This window comes from Sphingobium sp. PNB (genome assembly GCF_019873065.1).
GTDB classification, from domain to species: domain Bacteria; phylum Pseudomonadota; class Alphaproteobacteria; order Sphingomonadales; family Sphingomonadaceae; genus Sphingobium; species Sphingobium fuliginis.
Genome location: NZ_JAINEZ010000055.1, coordinates 1 through 23,934 on the forward strand (window position 1 = coordinate 1; position 23,934 = coordinate 23,934).

Below are 23,934 nucleotides of genomic sequence, written 5' to 3' on the forward strand. Positions count from 1 at the left end.
CCCCTCCCGCAGGCGGGAGGGGGCCGGAGGGTGGGCTGGCGCGACCTTTCAGAAGCAGGAATACGTCCCGCGCAAAGTCGCTAAGAAACGAGGCATCTCCGCCTGAGCGGTTCCTTTGGCAGCGCCTGCGCAACCGCCAACTGGACGGCCGCAAGTTCAGCCGCCAAATCCCTATCGGCCCTTATTTCGCGGACTTCCTCTGCCGTGAGGCGAAGCTCATCATCGAACTGGATGGCTCCACCCACGACGACAGTGCGGAATATGACGCCCGCCGCGACGCCTACTGTCGCGAACTAGGCTTTACCGTCTTGCGCTTTCAGAATGCCGACGTGATAGGGAATATCGAAGGCGTGCTGTCGCATATCATGGCAGCCCTCGCGCAAGCCCACCCCCAACCCCTCCCGCCTGCGGGAGGGGAGTAAGAAGACTATATGCCCACCACCACCTATGACGTCGTCATCATCGGCTCCGGCGCGGCGGGGCTGACGGCCGCCATCAACCTGGCGCAGGACCGCAAGGTCGTGGTGCTGGCCAAGGGCGCGCTGGATGGCGGGTCCACCAATTGGGCGCAGGGCGGCATCGCCGCCGTGCTCGACGCCGGGGACAGTTTCGAGGCGCATATCGAAGACACGATGGTCGCAGGCGCGGGCCTGAACGACCGCAGCACCGTCGAATTCGTCGTCTCCGAGGCTCCTGCGGCGATAGAGCGGCTCGCGGAGCTTGGCGTTCCCTTCAATGGAGGGGAGGAATTCGGCGAACGCTGGCACCTGACCCGCGAAGGCGGTCACAGCCACCGCCGCATCGTCCATGTCGACGACGCCACCGGCCATGCCGTGCAGGTCGCGCTGCTGAAGGCCGCCCGCGCCAATCCCAACATCACGCTGCTGGAGGACAGGGTCGCCATCGACCTCATCACCAGCCGCCATGGCGAGCGCTATTCGGGCGACGGGCATGTATGGGGCGTCTATGCCTTCAACAGGCTGACGGACCATGTCGACGCGATCCTGGGCAAGGCGACGATCCTCTGCACCGGCGGCGCGGGCCGCACCTATCTCTTCTCCACGGCTCCCCGGGGCGCGACCGGGGACGGCATCGCCATGGCCTGGCGCGCGGGCTGCCGCGTCTCCAACATGGAGATGAACCAGTTCCACCCGACCTGCCTCTACAATCTGGAGGTCAAGAATTTCCTCATCACGGAGGCGGTTCGGGGGGAGGGCGGTCATTTGAAGCTGCCCCCCGGTGTCCCCGGCGGCGGGGAACGCTTCATGCCCCGGTTCGACCCGCGCGGCGAACTCGCCCCCCGCGACGTGGTGGCCCGCGCCATCGACCATGAGATCAAGCGGCTCGGCCTCGACTATGTCCATCTCGACATCAGCCACAAGCCGCCGGAATTCGTGCGCACCCATTTCCCGACCATCTATGCGCGCCTGCTGGATCTTGACATCGACATCACGAAGGAACCGATCCCGGTCGTCCCGGCGCAGCATTATACCTGCGGCGGCGTGGTCATCGACCTGGATGGCCGCACCGACCTGCCGGGGCTCTATGCGGCGGGCGAAGTCACCGAAAGCGGGCTGCACGGCGCCAACCGCCTCGCTTCCAATTCGCTGCTGGAATGCTTCGTCTTCGGGGAAGCCGCCGCCCGGCACATCCGCGCCCATTGGGACGAACTGCCCGCGCCGCCGCCGATCCGCCCCTGGGACGAAAGCCGCGTCACCAATTCGGACGAAGAGGTCATCGTCCAGCATAATTGGAAGGAAATCCGCCGCTTCATGTGGGACTATGTCGGCATCGTCCGCACCACCAAGCGGCTGGAGCGCGCCAAGCACCGCATCGACCTGCTGGCGAAGGAAGCCGACGAATATTACGGCCATTTCCGCGTGACGCCGGACCTCATCGAACTGCGCAACCTGCTGGAGGTCGCGCGTCTGGTCGTCCGCTCCGCCCTGCATCGCAAGGAGAGCAGGGGGCTGCACTATACGCTCGATTATCCGGCGATGCTGCCGCAGGCGGTCGATACGGTGCTGGCGCCCTGAAGGAAGCTGAAAAAAAGTGGCGCAGCGTCCATCGCGCTGCGCCATGAGTCGAGGAGTGACGCGGAGGAAGGCGTCGGATTGCTTTTACCCCTGCTGTCCCGCCGCGCCTTTGATCGGCGTCAAACCGTCTTCAGAAAATTGCCGAGGACCGCGTTGAAGCGGGCCGGCTGATCCGCCATGACGACATGGCCGCTGGGGCCGATGGGCACCAGCCGCACGCCGCGCTTGGCGGCATAGGCGGCGCGGAAGGTTCGGCCGATCTCGCCCGCCTGCGCCGCATCGCTGCCGACGGCATAGACCACCTCCATCGGCGCGGTCAGCCGCGCCAGTTGCGGCCCCAGGTCGACATTGGCGAGATCGCGCAGCGCATTGGCGACGACATCCGGATCGCTTCCCCGGGCGCCCGGCATTTCCGCCAGCATCCGCGCTAGATAGGCGCGGCCCGCCTTGGTTCCGGTGAAATATTGCCCCAGTTGATCGGCCAGGAAGCCCATGCCCTGCGCCGTGCCGCCGACCATCGCCGCCCCTTCGGGCAGCATGTCGACCACCATCAGCCGCCCCGCCAGCCCCTTCAAACCCAGCATCATCGCCAGCGTGCCGCCCATGCTGTGGCCGACAATGGCGGGCCGCTCCAGCCCCGCCGCCGCGATATAGCGGGCGATCTCGTCCGCCAAAGGCTGGACCAGCGGCCCGCTGGCATTGGCGTCCGCCGCGAGGCCGGCAAAACCCCGCACGTGGACCAGATGCCAGCGATAACCGGAAAGCGCGCCGACCACCCCGTTCCACAGCCCCGGCCCGCTCGCCAGCCCCGCGATCAGCACGACATCGCGACCGGTGCCGCGAGTCGTCACGGCAATGCGGCGCGAAGCGAAGGGCGCCGCCCACGCCCGTACCGGCAACATGCCGCCCGCCAGCAGCGCAGTCGCCCCCCGCATCATCGTCCGTCTGTTCATCATGTGGTTCATCGGCGCTTCCTTGCAGTCCTTCGCCTGAACCTCAACTGAGTTAAGGCGCGCCTCGTTCAGCCTCCTTACATCGCATTTGTGGAATCGTTCATCGCATGATTCTTGTCACCCGGCGCGGGTCTGAACCCTAATGCGGAAGGAGAGTGCGGGGATTTCGATGACCAATTTCAAGGGAGGGCGCGGCAAGCGCCCAAATGGCGGCGGCAATAGCGGCTCGGCCCGGCTCGTCCTGTTGATGGCGGCGCTTTCGGCCTGCGTCAGCGCGCCGCAGCAACCCTATGCGGCGGTCCAGCAGCGGCCGCAGCCTTCCACCGCGACCTTCCCGATCAAGCCGGTCGCCAATCCGCCCAAGCCCTTCGAAGCGCTGAAGGTCGACCAAAGGGAAACGCCGCCCCCCGCGCTGGTCAGTGTGGTCCGCAACCTGGGCCAAAGCTTCAACGGCAAGGTCGGCATCGCCGTGCGCCGCATCGGCAGCGACTGGACCGTTGCATGGAACGGCAATCTGCTCTTCCCGCAGCAGAGCGTTTCGAAGCTCTGGGTGTCCATGACCTTCCTCGACGCGGTCGACCGGGGCAAGATCCGCCTCAGCGACAGCACCACCATCACGAAGAAGGACCTGACCCTCTTCCACCAGCCGACCGCCGCCCTGGTGGGCAATGCCGGCTGGACCACCACCTATTCCGACCTGATGCGCCGCGCCATGACGCAGAGCGATAATACCGCCAACGACACGCTGCTGCGCGCCGTCGGCGGGCCGGAAGCGGTGCGCAGCTATCTCGCGCGCCGCTATATCAGGGACATCCGCTTCGGGCCCGGCGAACGGCTGCTGCAATCCACCACGGCGGGCCTGGAATGGCGGCAGGATTATTCGATCGGCCGCAACTTCTACGCCGCCCGCGCCAGGCTGCCCCTATCGGTGCGGCAGAAGGCGCTGGACAATTATCTCGCCAGCCCGCCGGACGGCGCCGCGCCATCCTCCATCGTGCAGGCGCTGGCGAAGCTCAAGCAGAACGACATGCTTTCCCCGGCATCGTCGCAACTGCTGCTTTCGATCATGGGCGAGGCGAAGACGGGGCCGCAGCGGATCAAGGGCGGCGTGCCGGCGGGATGGCATTATCTGCACAAGACCGGCACGGGTCAGGAACTGGGCGCGCGTTCGACCGGGTTCAACGACATCGGCATCATGACCGCGCCCGACGGCACCAGCTATGCGGTCGCGGTGATGATCGGCAGCACGACGGAACCGATCCCGACGCGCTGGCAGTTGATGCAGGCGGTGGCGAAGGCGGTGGCGGCCAACCACGAGGCGCGTTAGTCTTCTTTCCGTCATTCCCGCGAAGGCGGGAATGACGGAGTAGGATTCAATCCAGATTGGGCCGCAGCCAGCGCTCGGCCGTCTCCAGATCCACCCCGCGCCGCCCGGCATAATCCTCCAGCTGGTCGCGCCCCACCCGCGCCACGCCGAAATATTCCGCCTGCGGATGCCCGAAGTAAAAGCCGCTGACCGCCGCCGTCGGCAGCATCGCGAAGCTTTCCGTCAGCGAAATGCCCGTCGCGTGATGCGCGTCCAGCATGTCGAACAGCAGCGGCTTCAGACTATGCTCCGGACAGGCGGGATAGCCGGGCGCGGGCCGGATGCCGCGATATTGCTCCTTGATCAGCGCCTCGTTGGTAAGCTGCTCGCCCTCGGCATAGCCCCAGAGCGCGGTGCGCACATAATGGTGCAGCCGCTCGGCAAAGGCCTCCGCCAGACGATCCGCCAGCGCCTTGAGCAATATGTCCGAATAATCGTCGATAGCGTTCTTGAACCGCGCCAGATGCGGCTCGATCCCGTGGATCGACACGGCGAAACCGCCCATCCAGTCGCCATCATGGCTGATGAAGTCGGCAAGGCACATATTGGCCCGGCCCTCCCGCTTGGCGATCTGCTGGCGCAGCATCGGCAGGCGGACATGCTTTTCATCCTCGACATGGACGATGATGTCGTCGCCTTCGCGGCGGCAGGGCCACAGGCCGGCCACGCCGCGCGCCGTCAGCCATTTCTCGTCCACGATGCGGTCGAGCATCTTCTGCGCATCGGTGAACAGGCTGGTCGCGCTCTCGCCCACCACCCTGTCCTCCAGGATCGCGGGATAATTGCCCGCCAGTTCCCATGCGCGGAAGAAGGGCGTCCAGTCGATATAGTTGCGCAGGTCCTTCAGATCCCAGTCCGGGAAGCGGTGGACGCCGGGCAGGCGCGGCTTGCCGGGCTTCAGGCTCTCGTCGATCTCGAAGGCATTGGCCCGCGCTTCCTCGATGCTGAGCAGCTTGCTCTGCCCCTTGCCCTCTCGGGCGGCGCGGACATGGGCATAATCATCCTTGGTCTTCTGGACGAAATCGGTCTTCTGGGTTTCGGAGACTAGCGCCGTCGCGACGCCGACCGCCCGGCTGGCGTCCAGCACGTGCACCACCGGCCCGGTGAAGGCCGGATCGATGCGCAGCGCGGTATGCACTTTGGAGGTGGTCGCACCGCCGATCAGCAGCGGCATGGTCATATCGGCGCGCTGCATTTCCGCCGCGACCGTCACCATCTCGTCCAGCGAGGGGGTGATGAGGCCGCTGAGGCCGATCATGTCGGCGTCATTTTCGTTCGCCGCCTTGATGATGTCCTGCCACGGCACCATGACGCCCAGATCGATCACCTCGAAGCCGTTGCACTGAAGCACGACGCCGACGATGTTCTTGCCGATGTCGTGGACGTCGCCCTTGACCGTCGCCATCACGACCTTGCCCTTGCCCTTGGCGCCGGGCTCCTTCGCCGCCTCGATGAAGGGGAGGAGGTGGGCGACCGCCTTCTTCATGACGCGGGCGGATTTCACGACCTGCGGCAGGAACATCTTGCCCGCGCCGAACAGGTCGCCGACGACATTCATGCCGTCCATCAGCGGGCCTTCGATCACCTCGATGGGCTTCACGGCAGCGAGGCGGGCTTCCTCCGTATCCTCGACCACATACATGTCGATGCCCTTGACCAGCGCATGTTCCAGCCGCTTGGCGACCGGCCAGCCGCGCCATTCCTGCGCTGCCTTTTCCGATGCGGCATCCTTGCCCTTGAAACTCTCCGCCAGCGCGACCAGGCGTTCGCCCGCCTCCGGATCGCTGTTCAGCAGCACATCCTCGCACGCCTTGCGCAGCGCCGGGTCGATGGCGTCGTAAACGTCGAGCTGGCCCGCATTGACGATCGCCATGTCCAGCCCCGCCGGGATGGCGTGGTAGAGGAAGACCGAATGCATCGCCCGCCGCACCGGCTCATTGCCGCGGAAGGAGAAGGAGAAGTTCGACAGGCCGCCCGAAATATGGACATGGGGGCAGCGCTTCTTGATCTCCCGGCAGGCCTCGATGAAGTCGACGCCGTAATTGTTGTGCTCCTCGATCCCGGTCGCCACGGCGAAGATATTGGGGTCGAAGATGATGTCCTCCGGCGGGAAGCCGATGGACATCAGCAGCTTGTAGGCGCGCTCGCAGATCTCGACCTTGCGGTCCTTCGTATCGGCCTGGCCGGTCTCGTCGAAGGCCATGACGACCACCGCCGCGCCATAGGCCATGCAGAGGCGGGCGTGATGGAGGAAGGCTGCCTCACCCTCCTTCATGCTGATCGAATTGACGATGGGCTTGCCCGACACGCATTTCAGGCCGGCTTCGATCACTTCCCATTTGGAACTGTCGATCATGACCGGAACGCGGGCAATGTCCGGTTCGGACGTCATCAGCTTCAGGAAGGTCGTCATCGCCTCCACGGCGTCGAGCAGGCCTTCGTCCATGTTGACGTCGACGATCTGCGCGCCGTTCTCCACCTGATCGCGGGCGATGTCGATGGCCGCGGCATAGTCGCCCGCCATGATCAACTTCTTGAACTTGGCCGATCCGGTGACGTTGGTGCGCTCACCGATATTGACGAAAGTGGCGGTCGATTGGGTCATTCCCTGCTTCTCTTCTCTTCGTCATCCCCGCGAAGGCGGGGATCCATCTCCCAACATAGCACCAGGGGAGAAGGCAGGAGATGGATTCCCGCCTTCGCGGGAATGACGGATTTATATCTTACGCGGCAATATGCATCGGTTCGAGGCCCGCAAGCCGCGTCACCACCGGCAGCTCCGGCACCTGACGCGGCTTGTGCCCCGCCAGCGCCTTCGCCACCGCGCCGATATGCGCCGGCGTCGTGCCGCAGCAACCGCCGACCATATTCACCAGCCCCTCATCCACCCACTGGCGGATCAGGTTCGCCGTAGTCTCCGGCAGCTCATCATATTGCCCCAGTTCATTGGGCAGCCCGGCATTGGGATAAGCCAGGATCAACGTATCCGCATTCTTCGCCAGTTCGCTGAGATAAGGCCGCAGCAGATCCGCCCCGAAGGCGCAGTTCACCCCGATGGTCAGCGGCTTCAAATGCCGCAGCGAATACCAGAAGGCGTTGATCGTATGCCCGGACAGGTTGCGCCCCGACATATCCGTGATGGTGAAGCTCAGCATCAGCGGCACCGGCCGCCCCGCCGCCGCCTCTGCCTCCCGCGCCGCCATGCCCGCCGCCTTGGCGTTCAGCGTGTCGAAGCAGGTCTCGACCAGCAGGAAGTCCACGCCGCCCTCGATCAGCGCGTCGCACTGCTCGCGATAATCGGCCTTCAGCGTATCGTAATCGACCTCGCGATAGGCCGGATCGTTGACGTCCGGAGAGATCGACAGCGTCTTGTTCGTCGGCCCGATCGACCCCGCGACAAAGCGCGGCCGCCCATCCTTCGCCGTCGCCGCCTCGCAGGCCTTGCGGGCGATCTTCGCGGCGGCGATGTTGATCTCCCGCACCAGATGTTCGCAGCCATAATCGGCCATGGCGATCTTGGTGGAGGAGAAGGTGTTGGTTTCGATCATGTCCGCACCGGCGTCGAGATAGGCGGTGTGGATGCCCTCCACGATGTCCGGCCGGGTCAGGCAGAGCAGGTCGTTATTGCCCTTCTGGTCCTTCGCCAGATCGAGCGACCCGCGATAATCCGCCTCCGTCAGCCCATGTTTCTGGATCGACGTGCCGTAGCCGCCGTCGAATATCATGATCTTCTCCGCGGCCACGGCGCGGAAGCGTTCCTCGGCGGTCATGCCGTCTTCTCCAATGTCGCCGGCCGCAGCCCGAGCAGATGGCAGATCGCATAGCTCAGTTCCGCCCGGTTGAGCGTATAGAAATGAAAGTCGCGCACCCCGCCCGCATAAAGCTTGCGGCACAGTTCCGCCGCCAGCGTCGCGGACACGAGCTGCCGTGCGGCGGGCAGGTCGTCCAACCCCTCGAACAGCTTGCCCATCCAGCCCGGCACATCGGTGTTGCACATGGCCGACATGCGCTGGACCGCCGCGAAATTGCTGACCGGCATGATGCCCGGAATGATGTCCGCGCCGATCCCTGCCGCCGCCACCGTATCGCGGAAACGGAAGAAGGTATCCGGCTCGAAGAAGAATTGCGTGATCGCCCGCGTCGCGCCCGCATCCAGCTTGCGCTTCAGATTGTCGATGTCGCCCCGCGCGCTCAAGGCGTCGGGATGCGTCTCCGGATAGGCGGCGACCGAAATCTCGAAGGGATGGCGCTTCACCAGCCCTTCGACCAGTTCCGCCGCGCCCTTGTACCCGTCCGGATGCGCCTCGAACTTCGCGCCCGCTTCCGGCGGATCGCCGCGCAGCGCCACGATATGCCGCACGCCCGCTTCCCAATAGGCGTCGGCCACCCCGTCGATCTCCGCCTTGCTCGCCGCCACGCAGGTGAGGTGCGCCGCCGCCGACAAGGGTGTTTCCTTCGCGATCCGCGCGACGGTGTTATGCGTCCGCTCCCGCGTCGACCCGCCCGCGCCGTAAGTCACCGACACGAATTTCGGCGCCAGCGGCGTCAGGGTCTGGATCGCGGACCAGAGCTGCTCCTCCATCTTCTCCGTCTTGGGCGGGAAGAATTCGAAGCTCACATTCAGGTCGCCCGCCAGATCGGCGTAAAGCGGCGCATCCAGCGCCCGCCGGGCCTCTTCGACGGAGGGAAAGCTCAAGGTCATGCGGAAAGTCGTCCTTCGATAGGCAGGACGCGCGCGCCACGGCGGCGGCCCAGCCATAATTGCACCGTCAGTTCCTGGCCGGGCAGCACCTCCACCCGTTCCAGTTCCAGGCCCGCATCCGCGAACCAGCTTTCGATCTGCCCGTCGGAAAAGCCCAGCCGCGCATGCTGGTCGCGCAGCCGTAGCTCTTCCCGTTCATGCGCCGCGAAATCGGCGATCAGGACGCGGCCGCCCGCCGCCGTCACCCGTGCCGCTTCCTCGATCACCGCCTCGGGCGCCTGGGCATAGTGCAGCACCTGATGCAGCACCACCGTATCGGCGCTGCCCGGCTCCAGCGGCAGGGCGCTGAAATCGCCCAGCACCAGCGCATATTTGTCGCCCGCATCCTCGGGCAGCTTGGCGCGGGCCAGCCGCAGCATGTCCGGGCTGCGGTCCAGCGCCGTCACCAGCTCCGCCGACGGACCGAACAATTCGATCATTCGCCCGGTCCCGGTGCCGATGTCGAGCAGATGGCCGATCGGTTCCGCCCCCAGCAGGGCGGTCATCGCCGCCTCCACATCGCCCTCCGGCACATGCAGGGACCGGATCGCGTCCCATTCCTCGGCATGTTCGGCAAAATAGCTTTCCGCCGCCTGGGCGCGATCCGCCCGTACCGCCGCCAGCCGGGCGAGGTCGGCCTTCTGCCACAACAGCTCGCCCTCCGACGGCACGAGTTGGTCGAAAAGCGTCAGAAAGGGTCCGATTTCCGCCTCTTTGCCCAGCCGCAGGAAAACCCAATTGCCTTCCTTGCGCCGCTCCACCAGACCGGCTTCGGCCAGGATGCGGACATGGCGGGACACGCGCGGCTGGCTTTGCCCCACGACCTGCGCGATTTCGCCCACGGCCAGTTCCATGGCGCGCAGAAGATAGATGATGCGCAGCCGCGTCGGGTCGCCCAATGCCCGGAAAATGTCGATTGCTGCGCTCATGCATGGATCATATAAAGAAATCTTTATATGCGTCAATGGTCGTTCGGAACCGCGCCGTTCAACCCCTGACAGCCCCGAATCACGGGCTTGACGCATGATTGGGATTGCCATGAGTCGCCGGATTCATTACGAATCGCGGCGCAGACGCAATGGGGGGTGAACTTTTCTCCGAGAGTGGTCTGCACCGTTATTATTCTCAGAGAGGGGTTAACCCATGACCAAGTCGATTGCTCTTTCGCTCGTTCTCGCCGCGTCGCTCGGCCTGGCCGCCTGCTCGGGCGGTGCGGAAAATGCCGCCAACGCTTCGGCCAATGCCGCGGAGAACGCTTCGAACGCTGCCGACAACGCCATGAACGCCGCGCTGAACGCTGCCGACAATGCTTCGAACGCCGCTTCGAACGCTGCGAACACGGCCGGCAACGCTGCCGCGAACGCGATGTAATTCCCAAAAGGGAATTGTCTGGAATGGGCCGCGCCGGAAACGGTGCGGCCTTTTTCTTTGGCTCGCGCCGGTCGGTTCCATCAGGCTGAGCCTGCCCTGGCGTTGCAGGGACAGGATGCGTCAGAAGGCAAAAAAAGGGCCGCCCCGATGGAGCGGCCCTCTTTTCGTTCATCCTTCAACGGTGGATCAGCAATCCCGGTCGATCGCCCGCCCGGCCAGCGCACCCACGCCCGCGCCGATGATGGCGCCCGTGGTGCCGTCGCCGCGGCGACCGTAGCGGCCGCTGCCCTTGCCGACTTCATTGCCGAGCAGGCCACCGGCTATCGCGCCGATGATGGTGCCGCCCGTGCCATTGTCCCGGCAGCGATAGCCACCGCGATAGCCGCGATAGCCCCGGTAATAGCCGTCGCCGCGATAATAGCCGCCGCCCCGGTAATAACCATCGCCGCGATAGCCGCGATACCCACGGTCGCCGCGATAATAGTCGCCACGGTCGTAATGGCGGCCCCAGCCGTCGCGGGCCATGGCCGGCGTTGCGGTGACGGCCAGAGAGGCAGCGCCCATTGCCAGCGCCGCCCCCAGATTGATCAGAAACTTCGTCTTCATGGCGTTGCTCCTCATTTGCCATCGATCACGGCAGGTCTTCCACGGAGGACTCACCATCGATTGAGACCCTTTTGCCCGATTCGCATTGAGCCAAGCCTGAATGGCGATGTCAGCCGCCGTTCAGCATTGGAGCAACCGGCGGGAACGCTTATCGCGCTTTTCGGCGGTCGATGCCAGCGCCGCGAAAAACCCTGCACGGGGGCCGATTATCCCCTATGGCAAGGGCGATGCGCCGAATCCTGATCGTCCTGCTGCTCGCGATCCTGCTGCTCCCCGCGCCGCATAAGAACAAGCCCGAACCCTTCGGCCCCGGCCCATTGCTGGTGCGGGCGCGCGCCTTGTCCCTGAACGCGGCCGATCCCGCCCAGCGCGACCTTGGAATGCTGCACTATCTGGGCGGATGGCAACTCAGCAGCACCCATCATGGCTTTGGCGGCATATCCTCGCTGCTGGCGGAACCTGACGGCCAGATTCTGGCGCTCAGCGATTCCGGCACGCTGATGGGTTTCCACATCGGCCGGGGCAGGGCGGAACGGCGTCCCTTCATCGCCCCGCTTCCCATCCGCCCGCAGGATCGGGAGCGCCCCTGGTGGGCCTGGGATTCGGAGGCGATGGCTCATGATCCGGCGACAGGGCGCTATTGGGTGGGCTTCGAACTGCAACAGATGATCTGCCGCTATTCCCCCGGCTTCGCCCGCGTCGAAGCCTGCCGCACCTGGCCGGAGATCGAGGCCTGGCCGGAGACGGGATCGGTCGAATCCCTGGCGCGGCTGCCCGGCGGCCGCTTCCTCGTCCTGGCGGAAATGGGGATGACCGCCGACGGCAGCCACGACACGCTGCTGTTCGCGGGCGACCCGGCCGAAGCCGCTACGGCGGCGCCCATGCACCTGCGCTATGTGCCGCCGCGCGGTTATCGCCCGACCGATGCGGTCGCGCTGGACGACAGGCATGTGCTGGTCCTCAACCGGCGGCTGACCTTGCAGGAACTGTTCACGGCGACCCTGGCGATCATCGAACTGCCGGAAGAGCCGCGCCCCGGCGACCGGCTGAAGGCGCGCGTCCTCGCCCGGCTGGCGCCGCCCCTGTTGGCCGACAATTTCGAAGGATTGGCCCTGAGCCGGGAAGGCGGCCGCCGGATCGTCTGGATTGCGTCGGACGACAATCACGAATTTTTCCAACGCACCCTGCTGCTGAAATTCGCCCTGGATTGGCAGGGATAGGGCGGCATGAAGGAACAGCGGGCGGGGACCGGCCTCCCGGTCCCCGCAGCCCGTCTCAGCTACGCACATCCTGCTCCGTCACCGGAGCGATCTTGATTTCGACGCGGCGGTTGGACGCCTTGCCCTCCGCCGTGGCGTTGGAGGCGATGGGCTGGGTCTCCCCGAAACCGCGCGTGGCGATGCGGGCCGACTGCACGCCATGGCTCGTCAGATAATCGCCCACTGCCTGGGCGCGCCGTTCCGACAGGGCCTGGTTATAGGCATCGGTGCCGTCGCTGTCGGTGTGGCCGTACACGTCGATATAGGTCTTGGGATATTGCGCCAGTACGGATGCGACGTCGTTCAGCGTCGGCTGGAACTGGGGCTGCACGGCGGAACTGTCGGTGGCGAAGGTGATGCCCGATGGCATGCGCAGCACCAGATTGTCGCCGTCGCGGATCACGTCCACGCCGCTGCCGGCGGTTTCTTCGCGCAATTTCTTTTCCTGCGCGTCCATATAGGCGCCGATGCCCGCGCCCGCGACCGCGCCGATGCCCGCGCCCAGGATCTTTTCGGTGCGGTCATGCCGCCCGCCGACCAGATCGCCCAGCAGATAGCCGCCCAGCGCGCCGCCGATGCCGCCGATCGCGGCCTTGGAAATGGTGCGGTTGCCGGTGTTGGGATCGGTGGTGCAGGCCGTGGTCGCCAGCATGGCGGCCAGGCCGGCCGCGCCGATGATGCGATGAAAATTCCGCATGGATATATTTCCCTTTCTCGTGCGCCCGAACGGAGCGGATGCACCCCCAATGGATGAGAGGAGGCCTTTGTTCCACAAGCGAACTGAACTGCAGATGATGCGGCGGTTGTGAAATTGTAAGAATCAGGGTTATAGGTGGCCGCCGACCGCCATGGCCAATATCCCCCCGCACGCTCCGACGCCCTTTCCCTGGGTCGACCTCGTCATCATCCTGGCGCTCGTCGCGCTGAACGGCCTGTTCGCCATGTCGGAACTGGCGATCGTGTCCGCCCGCAAACCGCGCCTCCAGGCAATGGAAAAGGCCGGGCGGCGCGGCGCGCGCTCCGCCCTGGCGGCGGCGAGCGATCCCGGCAAGTTCCTTTCCACCGTGCAGATCGGCATCACCCTGATCGGCATCGTCGCGGGCGCCTATTCCGGCGCCAGCCTTGGCGGGCCGACGGGGGAACGGCTGGCGATGCTGGGCCTGTCGCCCCATGCCGCGCAGAATGCCGGTTTCGCCCTGGTGATCGGCCTTACCACCTATGCCTCGCTGATCGTCGGGGAACTGGTGCCCAAGCAGTTCGCCCTGCGCGCGCCGGAGCCCATCGCCGTGCTGGTCGCCGGGCCGATGCTGTGGCTGGCGAAGGTCACCGCCCCCATCGTCTGGGTGCTGGACGGATCGAGCGCCCTCATCTTCCGCCTGCTGGGGCTGACCCGCGAATCGGAAAATCAGGTGACGGCCGAGGAACTGCACCTGATCGTGGCCGAGGCGAGCAGGTCCGGCGTGATCGAGGAGAGCGAGCGGGCCATCATTTCCGGCGTGGTGCGGCTGGCCGACCGCCCGGTGCGCGAGGTGATGACCCAGCGCATGGATGTCGACTGGATCGACATCCATGCCGATGAGGAGGCTATTCGCGCCAAGCTGCTCGATACGCCGCACACCCGCCTGCCGGTGGGCCGGGGGACGGTGGAGGACATCATCGGCGTGGTGCAGGCGCGCGACATCATGACCGCGCTGTTCCGGGGCGAGGGGCTGAGCCTGGAAAGGCTGATGCGCAAGGTGGAGGTCGTGCCGGATCAGGTCGACGCCATGGACGCGCTGGAGGTGCTGCGGCGGGCCGAGGTGCCGATGGTCATGGTGCATGACGAATATGGGCATTTCGAGGGGATTGCGACGCCTGCCGACCTGCTCTCCGCCATTGCAGGCCATTTCGTGTCCGACCTGGACAGCGAGGATGAGCCGGACCTGGTTGAGCGGGAGGACGGCAGCCTGCTGGTGTCGGGCCAGATGCCGGTGGACCTGCTCGCGGACCGGATCGGCATCGACCTGCCGGAGGATCGCGACTATGCGACGGTCGCCGGCCATGCGCTGTGGCTGCTCAAGCGCTTGCCGGAAGTGGGCGATTTCATCGACGATCAGGGCTGGCGGTTCGAGATCGTGGATATGGATGGGCGCAAGATCGACAAGCTGCTGATCGCGGAGCGATAGGATGCGGAACGATGCGCTGGACGCGGTCGAGGGATTGACGCGGCGGGCGCTGGAGGAGGCTGGCGGTCGCCTGCTGGTGATCGGCTTGTGCGGGGCGCAGGGCAGCGGCAAGTCGACGCTGGCGGCGGGCTTGCGGCAGAGGTTGCAGAGCGACGGGATTCCGGCCGCGATCCTTTCCATCGACGATCTGTATCGCACGCGGGCGGAGCGGGAGGCCATGGCCCGTTCGATCCATCCGCTGCTGCGCACGCGCGGGGTGCCGGGGACGCATGATGTGGCGCTGGGGTTGCGGGTGATCGATGCGTTGGAGCGGGGAGAGGCGACCTTGCTGCCGCGTTTCGACAAGGCGTCGGACGATCCTTTGCCGGAAGGGCGATGGGAAAAGGCGGCGACTGGCACGCGGTTGCTGCTGCTGGAGGGCTGGTGCGTCGGTGCGCTGCCGCAGGGCGCGGCGGCGCTGGTGGAGCCGGTCAATGCCCTGGAGCGGGAGGAGGATGCGGACGGCGTCTGGCGCGCCTTCGTAAACCGGGCGCTGGCGGGGGATTATCAGGCGCTGTTCGCGCGCCTCGACCGGCTGGTGCTGCTGGCCGCGCCGGACTTCGGGATCGTCCGGCGCTGGCGGACGCAGCAGGAGCATGACCTGCGCAAGGAAGCTGGCGGCGGCATGCCGGATGCCCGGATTGCGCGCTTCGTCCAGCATTATGAGCGGCTGACCCGGCATATTCTGGAGGAGATGCCGGGCCGGGCGGACCTGACGATCAGGCTGGACGAGATGCGGCGGGTGATCGGGATTTGCAATGGCTGACACCCGGCATTGCTGCGCTCGCCGCCTCGGACTTGATCCGGCCCCCTTGCTTCTCAGTCACCGGATCGCGTCCGGGGTGACCAAAAGGGCATCTCAAACGGAGGAGCGGCAGACGAGCGCGCCCGTCAGGCCATGAGACGCTTCACCCAGAATTGCATGGGATGGCGGCTTTCCGCGTCGTCGCCCAGATCCTTCCAGTCGAAATGGCCGATCAGCCCCTCGACCGGGGCATAGCCGCGCGCGCGCCAGAAGGGATCGAGCGGGGCATAGCCGGCGGGGCGGGCAGGGTGATCCGGCGAGCGAATCACCGCGCAGAAGCTGGTCATGGCGAATCCCAGTTCCCGCGCCTTGGCCTCCCGCCGGTCGAAAAAGGCGTGGCCGATGCCGCGCCCGCGCCATTCCGGCAGCAGCACCGATTCGCCAAAATAATAGATTTGGCCGATGTCCATGCCGCATGCCCGGAAAGGAGCGGCGAATTCCGCGGCATGGTCGGCCATGGGAGCGGCGGTGGCGGCGCCGACCAGCCGGTCGCCCGCGAAAGCCCCGGCGATCAGCGCGCCGGGGCTGTTCGCATAGGCGGTGAGATAATCGCGCTCATAGGCGCGGCCCGCTTCGCCCGACCCGTCATAGAGGTAGGGAAAGGCGCGGAAGACCGTAATGCGCAGGTCCGCCAAGGCGTCGAGCGCGGCCAGCAAGGCCGCGCCCGTCAGATCATCGACCCGAATGGGTTCGCTGTCCAGTTCTTACTCGCTGGCGGCGGCGTTGGCGGCGGGCGCCTCTGCCGCATTGGCGGCGGCATTGCCACCCTCGGCCGCGGCATTGTCGCCGCCGGCTGCCGGAGCCGCATCGGCGGCGGGCAGCGGCAGGTTCGAACCCTGGGTGTTCAGCCATGCGATCAGGTTCGCGCGGTCGGCCGGGTTGCCGAGACCGGCGAAGGTCATCTTGGTGCCCGGCGCGAATTCACGCGGGGAGGTCAGCCAGTGATCGAGATTCTCGAAGGTCCAGTTGCCGCCCTTGCTCTTGAGCGCGTCGGAGAAGGCAAAGCCGCCCTTGCCCTGGCCGATCGGTTCCCCGACCGTGGCGTAGAGATTCGGGCCGATGCCGTTGGCGCCGCCCTGGTTGACGGTGTGGCAGGCCGCGCACTTGGCGAACACCTTCTCGCCCGCCGCGACGTCCGCGCTGGCGAGCAGGGTGTTGAGGCCGGGGCCGCTGGCCGCGCCGCCTTCGCCTTCCGCTTCGACGCCCTCGATGGCGTAGCCCATTTTCTCGGGCCGTTCCTCATGGAAGAATTTGGAACTGACGATGGCACCGCCCAGTGCGATGATACCCGCGAACAAAGCCCAACCGGCAGCGGTGTTGAAACGATCGCCCATTCGCTCGGATTCCCCTGGATTTCTGTTCTGGCCGCTTGGTTCGCGTCCCCTCTAGCGCGCTGCCATAATGGCGCAAGCGCGAACGTGCAAGCGGCCTTGAACGGGATCGCGCACGCTTTTCATGGCTTTGCGGCCGGAGAGGATGCTTGCGCGGGCGCGATGAAGTGAATAAGCGCGCAGGCGCCCATGGAAAACTATCCCGCCCCCGCCCGCGATCTGGTCGCGGACCTCGCCGCGAAGGCCGCCGTCGATCCCGTTCGCGCCGTCGCCTTCCAGGGCGCGCCGGGCGCCAATTCGCATCTGGCGGCGCTGGATTATGCGCCCGATTGCGTTCCCTTGCCCTGTTTCGCGTTCGAGGATGCGATCGATGCGGTCCGGGAAGGGCGCGCCGCGCGGGCGATCATTCCGATCGAGAACAGCCTGCATGGCCGCGTGGCCGACATGCATTTCCTGCTGCCCGAATCCGGGCTGCATATCGTCGACGAATATTTCCTGCGCATCCGGCACTGCCTGATGGCGGTCGACAGCACCCCCGTCAAAAGCGCGGTCAGCCACCCGCAGGCGCTGGGCCAGTGCCGCCATTATCTGCGGGAACGCGGCATCCAGCCGGTCAGCTATGCCGACACGGCGGGCGCGGCGGCGCTGGTCGCGGAAACGCGGGTGGCCGGGGAAGGGGCCATCGCCCCCTATCTGGCGGCGGAACTCTACGGCCTGCGGCTGGTGGCGGAGAATATCGAGGACAGCGCCGACAATATGACGCGCTTCCTGGTGCTCTCGCGTGAGCCGAAGATGCCGGCGGCGGGGGTGGGCCCGGTGATGACCACCTTCCTGTTCGAGGTGAAGAATATCCCGGCCGCGCTCTACAAGGCGATGGGCGGCTTCGCCACCAATGGCGTCAACATGACGAAGCTGGAAAGCTATCAGCGCGGCGCCAGCTTCGCCGCGACGGAATTCTATTGCGACATAGAGGGGATGCCGGGCGATCCGGCCATCGACCGGGCATTGGCGGAGCTGGAATTCCACACCAAATGGGTGCGGATACTCGGCAGCTACCGGCAGGCGCGGCCGCGCACCTGAGCGCCCGGGCGTGACGGCGGGCTCCAGACCGCTTATGGTCGGGGCGATGTTCACCGCGATCCTTCTGTCGGCCCTTGCCATGAGCGTGATCGTGGGCGTGCGCTATCTGCTGGCGAGCGGCGCCTTCGCGCTGGCGACCCGTTATCGCAGGCCGGGCCTCTATGCCGGGCTGGACCGGCAGGTCCGGCGGGAAATCGCCTGGTCGCTGGCCTCCGCACTGATCTACGGCGTGCCGGCGGGCATCGTCGCCTGGGGCTGGCAGGCGCATGGCTGGACGCGGGTCTATGCCGACGTCCATGCCTTCCCCCTCTGGTATCTGCCGCTGTCCGTGCTGCTTTACCTTGCGGCCCATGACGCCTGGTTCTACTGGACCCACCGCTGGATGCACCGGCCGCGCCTGTTCCGGATCGCCCACGCCGTGCATCATGCCAGCCGCCCGCCGACGGCCTGGGCCGCGATGAGCTTCCATCCATGGGAGGCGGTGACCGGCGCGGTGGTGATCCCGGCGCTGGTCTTCCTGATTCCGATCCATGTCGGCGCGCTGGGCGTGGTGCTGACGATCATGACGGTGATGGGCGTCAGCAACCATATGGGATGGGAAATGTTTCCGCGCTGGATGGTGCAGGGCCGGGCCGGCCGCTGGCTGATCACCGCCAGCCATCACCAGCGGCATCATGAACAATATGCGTGCAATTACGGCCTGTATTTCCGCGTCTGGGACCGGCTGTGCGGGACCGACAGGGGATTGGGCCATTTTTAGGGAAGGATGGGCGTGAAGGGCAGGGCAGCGATGATGGCGGCGGTCCCGCTGGTCATGGGCGCGGCGGTGGCCGACCAGGCGCAGCCGCTCAGCATGGACGTGCAGGGCCTGCGGTCCTCCAGGGGCAATTTCCTGATCTGCGTGACGCGGCAGGCGGACCATTTCCCCGATTGCCGGGGCGATCCGGACGGGCGGCATTTCACCGTCCCCGCGACCGCCGGCGTCGTGCCCCTCGGCCGGATGGAGCCGGGAACCTATGCGATCGCCATCATTCATGACGAGAATGGCAATGGCAAGCTGGACACGCTGGCCGGCATTCCGCGCGAGGGGGTGGGCTTTTCGCGCAATCCGGCGATCCGCTTCGGCGCGCCCAGCTTCCGCTCGGCGCAGTTCGCCATGGCGGGGGCGGCGGTGCGGCAGGACATCAGGGTCAAATATTTCCTCTGAATGTCGCGGTGCGGAACGGTAATGCCGTAAAAACATTATCTTGCCCGACAATCTCTTTGAACAGGGTCATCATGCATCATCGCTGTCGCCTTTCCGCGGCGTTCGCCGTCGCGGCCCTTTGCCTTGCGCCATCGGCCTTCGCCCAGCAGGAGGATCGCAGCAGCCTGACCATCGGCGTGGGCGTGGCCGCCGTGCCGAGCTATGAAGGGTCCGACGACTATCGCGTGCTGCCCATCCCGCAGCTTCGCGGCAAGGTGAAGGACTTCGCCTTCTGGACGCGCGGTCCGGGCCTTTATGTCGACGCGATCCCCAACAGCGATCCCGACGGCGTCGACTTCGAACTGGGCCCGGTGGTCAACGTCCGCTTCGACCGGTCGAGCCGCAGGAACATCAAGGACGATGCCGTGCGCCTGCTGGGCAAGCGCGACATCGCGGTGGAGGTCGGCGGCTTCGTCGGCATCGGCAAGACCGGGGTGATCACCAGCGCCTATGACAATCTGTCGGCGCGCGTCGCCGTGACCAGGGATGTGGCGGGCGCGCATGGCAGCTATGTCATCACGCCCGCGGTGGAATATATGACGCCGCTGTCGCAGACGGCCTTCGTCGGGCTGGGCGTGTCGGCGGACTATGTCGGCAGGAAATATGGCCGCTATTATTATGACGTCGATCCGGCGGCCGCCGCCGCATCGGGGTTGCCGGCCTATGGCGGGGCAGGCGATGGTTCGGGGTTCAAGAAGGTGAATTTCAGCCTGGCGGGCGGCAAGTCGCTGTCGGGCGACCTGCGCCATGGCTGGGCGATCTTCGCCGCGGCCAGCTATTCGCGGATCCTGGGCGACTATGCCGCCTCGCCCATCGTGTCCGTCGCGGGCTCCCGGAATCAGTGGATCGGCGCGATCGGCGTCGGCTACACCTTTTGATCTCTGGCTGATCCCCGGCCGATCTCCCTTGTTCCTATGGGGTGACGCCCCACATAAGGCGCTGTATGAGGGCGGCTTGGCAACCGCGTTTGCAGCAGGAGATAAGAGAAGTGGCGACCCTTGGACTGAGCGAGGCCGACAAGGCATCGGTGGAGGCTTTCCGCCGCGATGTGGTGGATCCTTCGCGCACCCAGTTGGTGATCGTCGATTTCTGGGCCGAATGGTGCGGCCCCTGCAAGCAGCTCGCGCCCGTGCTCGAGAAGGTCTGCGCCGACTATGCGGCCAAGGGCGTCAAGCTGGTCAAGATCAACGTCGATGAGGACAAGTTCATCGCCGCCCAGTTCCGCGTCCAGTCGATCCCCACCGTCTATGCCGTGTTCCAGGGCCAGCCGGTGGCCGACCTCAGCCAGGCGCGGACCGAGGGGCAGTTCAAGCAATATCTCGACCAGTTGCTGGGCCAGTTGCCGATCGAATCGGAGGAGAAGGCGCAGCTGGAGGAGATTGCGCCCCTGATCGCCATGGGCGAGGAATTGCTGGCCGGGGGCGAAGCGGAGCGGGCGCTGTCCGTGTTCCGGCAGATCGATCAGATGCTGCCCGACAATGCCGATGTGGCTTCGGGCGCGGCGCGGGCGCTGGTCGCGTTGGGACAGTTCGACGAAGCCGAAGCGGCGTTGGCCGCTCTGCCCGCCGATGTGGCCAAGGACCAGGCGGTGGAGCGCGCACGCGCCGCCATTGCGCTGGCGCGCGATGCCCGGCCGGTGGCTGACCTGTCGGGTATGGAGGCGAAGGTCGCCGCCGATCCGGACGATCATGAGGCGCGCTTCGAACTGGCGAACGGCCTGATGGCCAATGGCGACCGCGATGGAGCGGCGGAGCAGTTGCTGGAACTGGTTCGGCGCGACCGGGCGTGGAATGACGGCGCGGCGCGGGCGCAGCTCCTCAAGCTTTTCGAGGCGACGGGGCTGGAAGATCCCTGGGTCGCGGGGCAGCGGCGCAAGCTTTCCCAGATCCTGTTTTCCTGACCGGCGCAGGCGTCATGTCGCGCGTCTCGATCTTTCCCCTGCCGGGCGCGCTGCTGCTGCCGGGCATGGAACTGCCGCTCCATATCTTCGAGCCGCGCTATCAGGCGATGATCCATGACGCCATGGCGCGGGACCGGCGCATCGGCATGATCCAGCCGCGGGAGGAAGGAACCAAGCCCGCGCTGTTCGATGTGGGCTGCCTGGGCCACATCACCCATATCGAGGCGTTGGAGGGCGGCCGGTACAACATCCTGCTGAAGGGGCTTGCGCGCTTTCGTGTGGTGCGGGAACTGGACGTCCCCACCGCCTTTCGCCAGATCGAGGCGGATGTGGAGCCCATTGCGCAAGAGGATGAAATCCTCTCCGCCGTGGAGCGGGCGGCGCTGGAGCAGGAATCGCGGCGCTTTGCCGATGCGCTGGGCTATGTGGTCGACTGGACGGCGGTGTCGCGGCTCGACGACATGGCGCTGGTGAACGGGATCGCGCAGATCGTGCCCTTCGATCCGGCGGCCAAGCAGACCCTGCTGGAGGCGGATACGCTGGGCGAACGGGCCGACCGGATCATCCAGCTGATGCAGATCGTCGGGCGGATCGAACGCGACGGCGGGGCGACGATGCAATGAGCGGCAGGATCGATCCGGCGCTGCTCGCGAAGCTGGTCTGCCCGGTGACGCGCACGCCCCTGCGCTGGGATGCGGAACAGGGCGAATTGCTGTCCGAGGCGGCGGGGCTCGCCTTTCCGGTGCGCGACGGCGTCCCGGTGCTGGTCGTGCGGGAGGCGCGGTCCATAGCGGGGTGACGAACCGCTGCCGGACCCCATCTGTCCGCGACCGCCTTTTACGCGACCCCGTCCGTATCCAGCGCATAGCCCGCTGAACGCACTGTGCGGATGATGTCGTGATAGCGGCCGTCCGCGTTGATCGCCTTGCGCAATCGCCGGATGTGCACGTCCACCGTGCGCAGTTCGATGTCGCTGTCCTGCCCCCAGACGCTGTCCAGCAGCCGCTCGCGGGAGAAGACCCAGCCGGGATGCTCCAGGAAATGCTTCAGCAGCCGGAATTCCGTGGGACCGAGCGGGATCACCTGACCGCCGCGTCGGACCTTGTGGCCGACCGTGTCCATCTCGACATCCGCGAAGGTCAGCGTCTCGCCGGCCAGCGCCGGGCGCACGCGGCGCAGCACCGCGCCGACGCGCGCCACCAGTTCGCGGGGCGAAAAGGGCTTGGTCACATAATCGTCCGCGCCGGTTTCCAGCCCGCGCACGCGATCCTCCTCCTCGCCGCGTGCGGTCAGCATGATGATCGGGACGTTGGCCGTGCCGTTCATGCGGCGCAGGCGGCGGCAGACCTCTATGCCCGACAGGCTTTCCACCATCCAGTCGAGCAGCACGATGTCGGGCACATTCTCCTGCGCCAGAAGCAGCGCTTCCTCCCCGTCGACGGTGTGCGCGACCTCGAAATCCTCGCGCTTGAAATGCCAGATGAGCAGTTCGGCCAGCGCCGCGTCATCCTCCACCAACAGCATCTTGGCCCGCGCCATGCTCAGCCCTCCGCCGCCGCGCCGCCGCGTTCGCGGTCGGGCAGGGTCTGGCCGGTGGCGGCATAATAGACCATCTCCGCCACATTGGTGGCATGGTCGCCGATCCGTTCGATATTCTTGGCGATGAACAGCAGATGCGCGCATTCGCTGATCGTCTTGGGATTTTCGACCATGAAGGTGACGAGCGTGCGGAAGACGCTGTTGTAGAAATCGTCGACCACCGTATCGCGCTCCACCACCGCGACGGCCAGGTCGGCATCCCGCGCGGCAAAGGCGTTCAGCGCATCCTGCACCATCTCGCCCGCGACCTGGCCCATGGAGGGAAGAAGCGCGATCGGCTCCTGCGTCCGCTGGTTGGCGGCGATCAGCGGCACGCGCTTGGCGATGTTCTTGGCATAATCGCCGATCCGCTCGACCACGCCGACGATCTTCAGCGCGGCGATCACGTCGCGCAGGTCGTTGGCCATCGGCGCGCGCAGGGCGATGATCTCGATGGCGAGCTTCTCGACCTCCGCCTCGATCGCGTCGATGCGCTTGTCCTCCGCCACGACCTCCGCCGCCAGCACCTTGTCATGGCGTTGCAGCGCGAGCATCGCCTTCTCAATGGCGGATTCCGCGCGACCGCCCATTTCCGCGATCAGACCGCGGAGCTTGTCCATTTCCTGGTCGAACGCCTTGATCGTATGTTCTGCCATGTCTTTCCTCCCCCGGATCAGCCGTAGCGTCCGGTGATGTAATCCTTTGTCCGTTCCTGCCGGGGATTGGTGAAGATGTCCGACGTCACGCCATATTCGACCAGCTCGCCCAGATGGAAAAAGGCGGTCCGCTGCGACACGCGGGCGGCCTGCTGCATATTGTGGGTCACGATCACGATGGCGTAGCGGCCGCGCAGTTCGTGGATCAGTTCCTCGATCTTCGCCGTCGCGATGGGGTCCAGCGCCGAGCAGGGCTCGTCCATCAGGATCACTTCCGGTTCGACGGCGATGGCGCGGCCGATGCACAGGCGCTGCTGCTGCCCGCCCGAAAGCGCGGTGCCGCTGTCATGCAGGCGGTCCTTCACCTCGTCCCACAGGCCGGCGCGGCGCAGCGATTTCTCGACGATCACGTCCAGGTCCGCCTTCGCATGGGCAAGGCCATGGATGCGCGGGCCATAGGCGATATTTTCATAGATCGACTTGGGGAAGGGGTTGGGCTTCTGGAACACCATGCCGACGCGGGCGCGCAGTTGCACCACGTCCATGCTGGGGGCGTAGATGTCCTCGCCGTCCAGCGTGATCGTGCCTTCCACCCGCGCAGAGGCGACCGTATCGTTCATGCGATTGAGCGTCCGCAGGAAGGTCGACTTGCCGCAGCCCGACGGGCCGATGAAGGCGGTGACATTGTCCATGTCGACATCGATCGACACGCCCTTGATCGCCTGCTTCTCGCCATAGAAGACCTTGACGTCGCGGGCCGTCATCTTGGTTTCTGTCATCTTCGTTTCCGGCATCCTGGTTT

At 66.0% G+C, this 23,934-nt stretch carries 26 protein-coding genes; 14 read left to right on the forward strand and 12 right to left on the reverse strand.

The window, feature by feature from the left end; all coding sequences use genetic code 11:
- Both K7W03_RS17350 and nadB read left to right on the forward strand, forming a co-directional pair.
- Window positions 1–422: endonuclease domain-containing protein (locus tag K7W03_RS17350; RefSeq protein WP_319024324.1), on the forward strand; the 422-nt coding region annotated here is incomplete at its 5' end.
- A gap of 9 nt (window positions 423–431) precedes the next feature.
- Window positions 432–2,036, forward strand: a complete 1,605-nt coding sequence (nadB, locus tag K7W03_RS17355) for an L-aspartate oxidase (RefSeq protein ID WP_222886912.1) — start codon at window positions 432–434, stop codon at window positions 2,034–2,036.
- A 119-nt stretch (window positions 2,037–2,155) separates the two neighbouring features.
- On the opposite strand, the gene K7W03_RS17360 is transcribed toward nadB, so the two are convergent.
- A complete protein-coding gene (locus K7W03_RS17360; RefSeq protein ID WP_222886934.1) occupies window positions 2,156–2,992 on the reverse strand; it encodes an alpha/beta fold hydrolase in 837 nt (278 codons plus the stop codon).
- A 166-nt stretch (window positions 2,993–3,158) separates the two neighbouring features.
- On the opposite strand from K7W03_RS17360, the gene K7W03_RS17365 reads away from it, so the two are divergent.
- On the forward strand, window positions 3,159–4,316 hold the full coding sequence (locus K7W03_RS17365) for a serine hydrolase (RefSeq protein WP_222886913.1): 1,158 nt from the start codon (window positions 3,159–3,161) through the stop codon (window positions 4,314–4,316).
- A gap of 46 nt (window positions 4,317–4,362) precedes the next feature.
- Here K7W03_RS17365 and metH read toward each other — a convergent pair whose 3' ends face one another.
- From metH to K7W03_RS17385, 4 genes are all read right to left on the reverse strand, one after another.
- A complete protein-coding gene (gene metH / locus K7W03_RS17370) occupies window positions 4,363–6,960 on the reverse strand; it encodes a methionine synthase (protein ID WP_222886914.1) in 2,598 nt (865 codons plus the stop codon).
- Window positions 6,961–7,078: 118 nt separating this feature from the next.
- On the reverse strand, window positions 7,079–8,125 hold the full coding sequence (locus K7W03_RS17375; RefSeq protein WP_222886915.1) for a homocysteine S-methyltransferase family protein: 1,047 nt from the start codon (window positions 8,123–8,125) through the stop codon (window positions 7,079–7,081).
- Window positions 8,122–9,057 (reverse strand): methylenetetrahydrofolate reductase, encoded by a 936-nt coding sequence (gene metF, locus K7W03_RS17380; RefSeq protein ID WP_222886916.1) that lies wholly within the window; start codon window positions 9,055–9,057, stop codon window positions 8,122–8,124. The genes K7W03_RS17375 and metF overlap by 4 nt, the downstream gene beginning before the upstream one ends.
- Complete coding sequence (locus K7W03_RS17385; RefSeq protein ID WP_222886917.1) at window positions 9,054–10,025, reverse strand: ArsR/SmtB family transcription factor; 972 nt, start codon at window positions 10,023–10,025, stop codon at window positions 9,054–9,056. Before K7W03_RS17385 ends, metF begins: the two co-directional genes overlap by 4 nt.
- A gap of 214 nt (window positions 10,026–10,239) precedes the next feature.
- Here K7W03_RS17385 and K7W03_RS17390 point away from each other — a divergent pair, with 214 nt between their 5' ends.
- The gene (locus K7W03_RS17390; protein WP_025548654.1) at window positions 10,240–10,467 is read left to right on the forward strand and encodes a hypothetical protein; all 228 of its coding nucleotides are present in this window, start codon (window positions 10,240–10,242) and stop codon (window positions 10,465–10,467) included.
- Between the two features lie 186 nt (window positions 10,468–10,653).
- On the opposite strand, the gene K7W03_RS17395 is transcribed toward K7W03_RS17390, so the two are convergent.
- Window positions 10,654–11,073, reverse strand: a complete 420-nt coding sequence (locus tag K7W03_RS17395) for a glycine zipper 2TM domain-containing protein (protein ID WP_025548652.1) — start codon at window positions 11,071–11,073, stop codon at window positions 10,654–10,656.
- Window positions 11,074–11,300: 227 nt separating this feature from the next.
- Here K7W03_RS17395 and K7W03_RS17400 point away from each other — a divergent pair, with 227 nt between their 5' ends.
- Window positions 11,301–12,293 (forward strand): esterase-like activity of phytase family protein, encoded by a 993-nt coding sequence (locus K7W03_RS17400; protein WP_222886918.1) that lies wholly within the window; start codon window positions 11,301–11,303, stop codon window positions 12,291–12,293.
- A 55-nt stretch (window positions 12,294–12,348) separates the two neighbouring features.
- Here the strand turns inward: K7W03_RS17400 and K7W03_RS17405 are convergent, their stop codons facing one another.
- Entirely contained in the window at window positions 12,349–13,029 is a 681-nt protein-coding gene (locus K7W03_RS17405) for an OmpA family protein (protein WP_044660197.1), read from the reverse strand.
- A gap of 151 nt (window positions 13,030–13,180) precedes the next feature.
- Between K7W03_RS17405 and K7W03_RS17410 the strand changes: the two genes are divergently transcribed.
- Complete coding sequence (locus tag K7W03_RS17410; RefSeq protein WP_025548648.1) at window positions 13,181–14,497, forward strand: hemolysin family protein; 1,317 nt, start codon at window positions 13,181–13,183, stop codon at window positions 14,495–14,497.
- Window position 14,498: 1 nt separating this feature from the next.
- Window positions 14,499–15,302: a kinase gene (locus K7W03_RS17415; RefSeq protein WP_222886919.1), complete on the forward strand. Its 804-nt coding sequence runs from the start codon at window positions 14,499–14,501 to the stop codon at window positions 15,300–15,302.
- Window positions 15,303–15,427: 125 nt separating this feature from the next.
- Here K7W03_RS17415 and K7W03_RS17420 read toward each other — a convergent pair whose 3' ends face one another.
- The gene (locus K7W03_RS17420) at window positions 15,428–16,012 is read right to left on the reverse strand and encodes a GNAT family N-acetyltransferase (RefSeq protein ID WP_222886935.1); all 585 of its coding nucleotides are present in this window, start codon (window positions 16,010–16,012) and stop codon (window positions 15,428–15,430) included.
- Between the two features lie 33 nt (window positions 16,013–16,045).
- Window positions 16,046–16,675 carry a c-type cytochrome gene (locus tag K7W03_RS17425; protein WP_044660194.1) on the reverse strand — a complete coding sequence of 210 codons (630 nt, stop codon included), beginning with the start codon at window positions 16,673–16,675 and terminating at the stop codon, window positions 16,046–16,048.
- Window positions 16,676–16,861: 186 nt separating this feature from the next.
- Between K7W03_RS17425 and K7W03_RS17430 the strand changes: the two genes are divergently transcribed.
- The 7 genes from K7W03_RS17430 to K7W03_RS17460 all read left to right on the forward strand — a co-directional run bounded on the left by K7W03_RS17430 (window position 16,862) and on the right by K7W03_RS17460 (window position 21,697).
- Window positions 16,862–17,752, forward strand: coding sequence for a prephenate dehydratase (locus K7W03_RS17430; RefSeq protein WP_025548642.1), 891 nt, complete (start codon window positions 16,862–16,864; stop codon window positions 17,750–17,752).
- A gap of 46 nt (window positions 17,753–17,798) precedes the next feature.
- Window positions 17,799–18,512, forward strand: a complete 714-nt coding sequence (locus K7W03_RS17435) for a sterol desaturase family protein (RefSeq protein ID WP_222886920.1) — start codon at window positions 17,799–17,801, stop codon at window positions 18,510–18,512.
- A 6-nt stretch (window positions 18,513–18,518) separates the two neighbouring features.
- Window positions 18,519–18,959, forward strand: a complete 441-nt coding sequence (locus K7W03_RS17440; RefSeq protein ID WP_226870260.1) for a DUF2141 domain-containing protein — start codon at window positions 18,519–18,521, stop codon at window positions 18,957–18,959.
- Between the two features lie 71 nt (window positions 18,960–19,030).
- The gene (locus K7W03_RS17445) at window positions 19,031–19,876 is read left to right on the forward strand and encodes a MipA/OmpV family protein (protein WP_222886921.1); all 846 of its coding nucleotides are present in this window, start codon (window positions 19,031–19,033) and stop codon (window positions 19,874–19,876) included.
- A 110-nt stretch (window positions 19,877–19,986) separates the two neighbouring features.
- Window positions 19,987–20,898: a tetratricopeptide repeat protein gene (locus K7W03_RS17450; protein WP_222886922.1), complete on the forward strand. Its 912-nt coding sequence runs from the start codon at window positions 19,987–19,989 to the stop codon at window positions 20,896–20,898.
- A gap of 14 nt (window positions 20,899–20,912) precedes the next feature.
- On the forward strand, window positions 20,913–21,521 hold the full coding sequence (locus K7W03_RS17455) for an LON peptidase substrate-binding domain-containing protein (protein ID WP_025548636.1): 609 nt from the start codon (window positions 20,913–20,915) through the stop codon (window positions 21,519–21,521).
- The gene (locus tag K7W03_RS17460) at window positions 21,518–21,697 is read left to right on the forward strand and encodes a Trm112 family protein (RefSeq protein WP_044660190.1); all 180 of its coding nucleotides are present in this window, start codon (window positions 21,518–21,520) and stop codon (window positions 21,695–21,697) included. Before K7W03_RS17455 ends, K7W03_RS17460 begins: the two co-directional genes overlap by 4 nt.
- A 38-nt stretch (window positions 21,698–21,735) precedes the next feature.
- Here K7W03_RS17460 and phoB read toward each other — a convergent pair whose 3' ends face one another.
- The 3 genes from phoB to pstB are packed head-to-tail and all read right to left on the reverse strand — an operon-like array spanning window position 21,736 to window position 23,911.
- A complete protein-coding gene (phoB, locus tag K7W03_RS17465) occupies window positions 21,736–22,437 on the reverse strand; it encodes a phosphate regulon transcriptional regulator PhoB (RefSeq protein ID WP_044660189.1) in 702 nt (233 codons plus the stop codon).
- Window positions 22,438–22,439: 2 nt separating this feature from the next.
- Window positions 22,440–23,132: a phosphate signaling complex protein PhoU gene (gene phoU / locus K7W03_RS17470; RefSeq protein ID WP_025548630.1), complete on the reverse strand. Its 693-nt coding sequence runs from the start codon at window positions 23,130–23,132 to the stop codon at window positions 22,440–22,442.
- Between the two features lie 17 nt (window positions 23,133–23,149).
- The gene (gene pstB, locus K7W03_RS17475) at window positions 23,150–23,911 is read right to left on the reverse strand and encodes a phosphate ABC transporter ATP-binding protein PstB (protein WP_044662773.1); all 762 of its coding nucleotides are present in this window, start codon (window positions 23,909–23,911) and stop codon (window positions 23,150–23,152) included.
- Window positions 23,912–23,934: the final 23 nt, after the last annotated feature.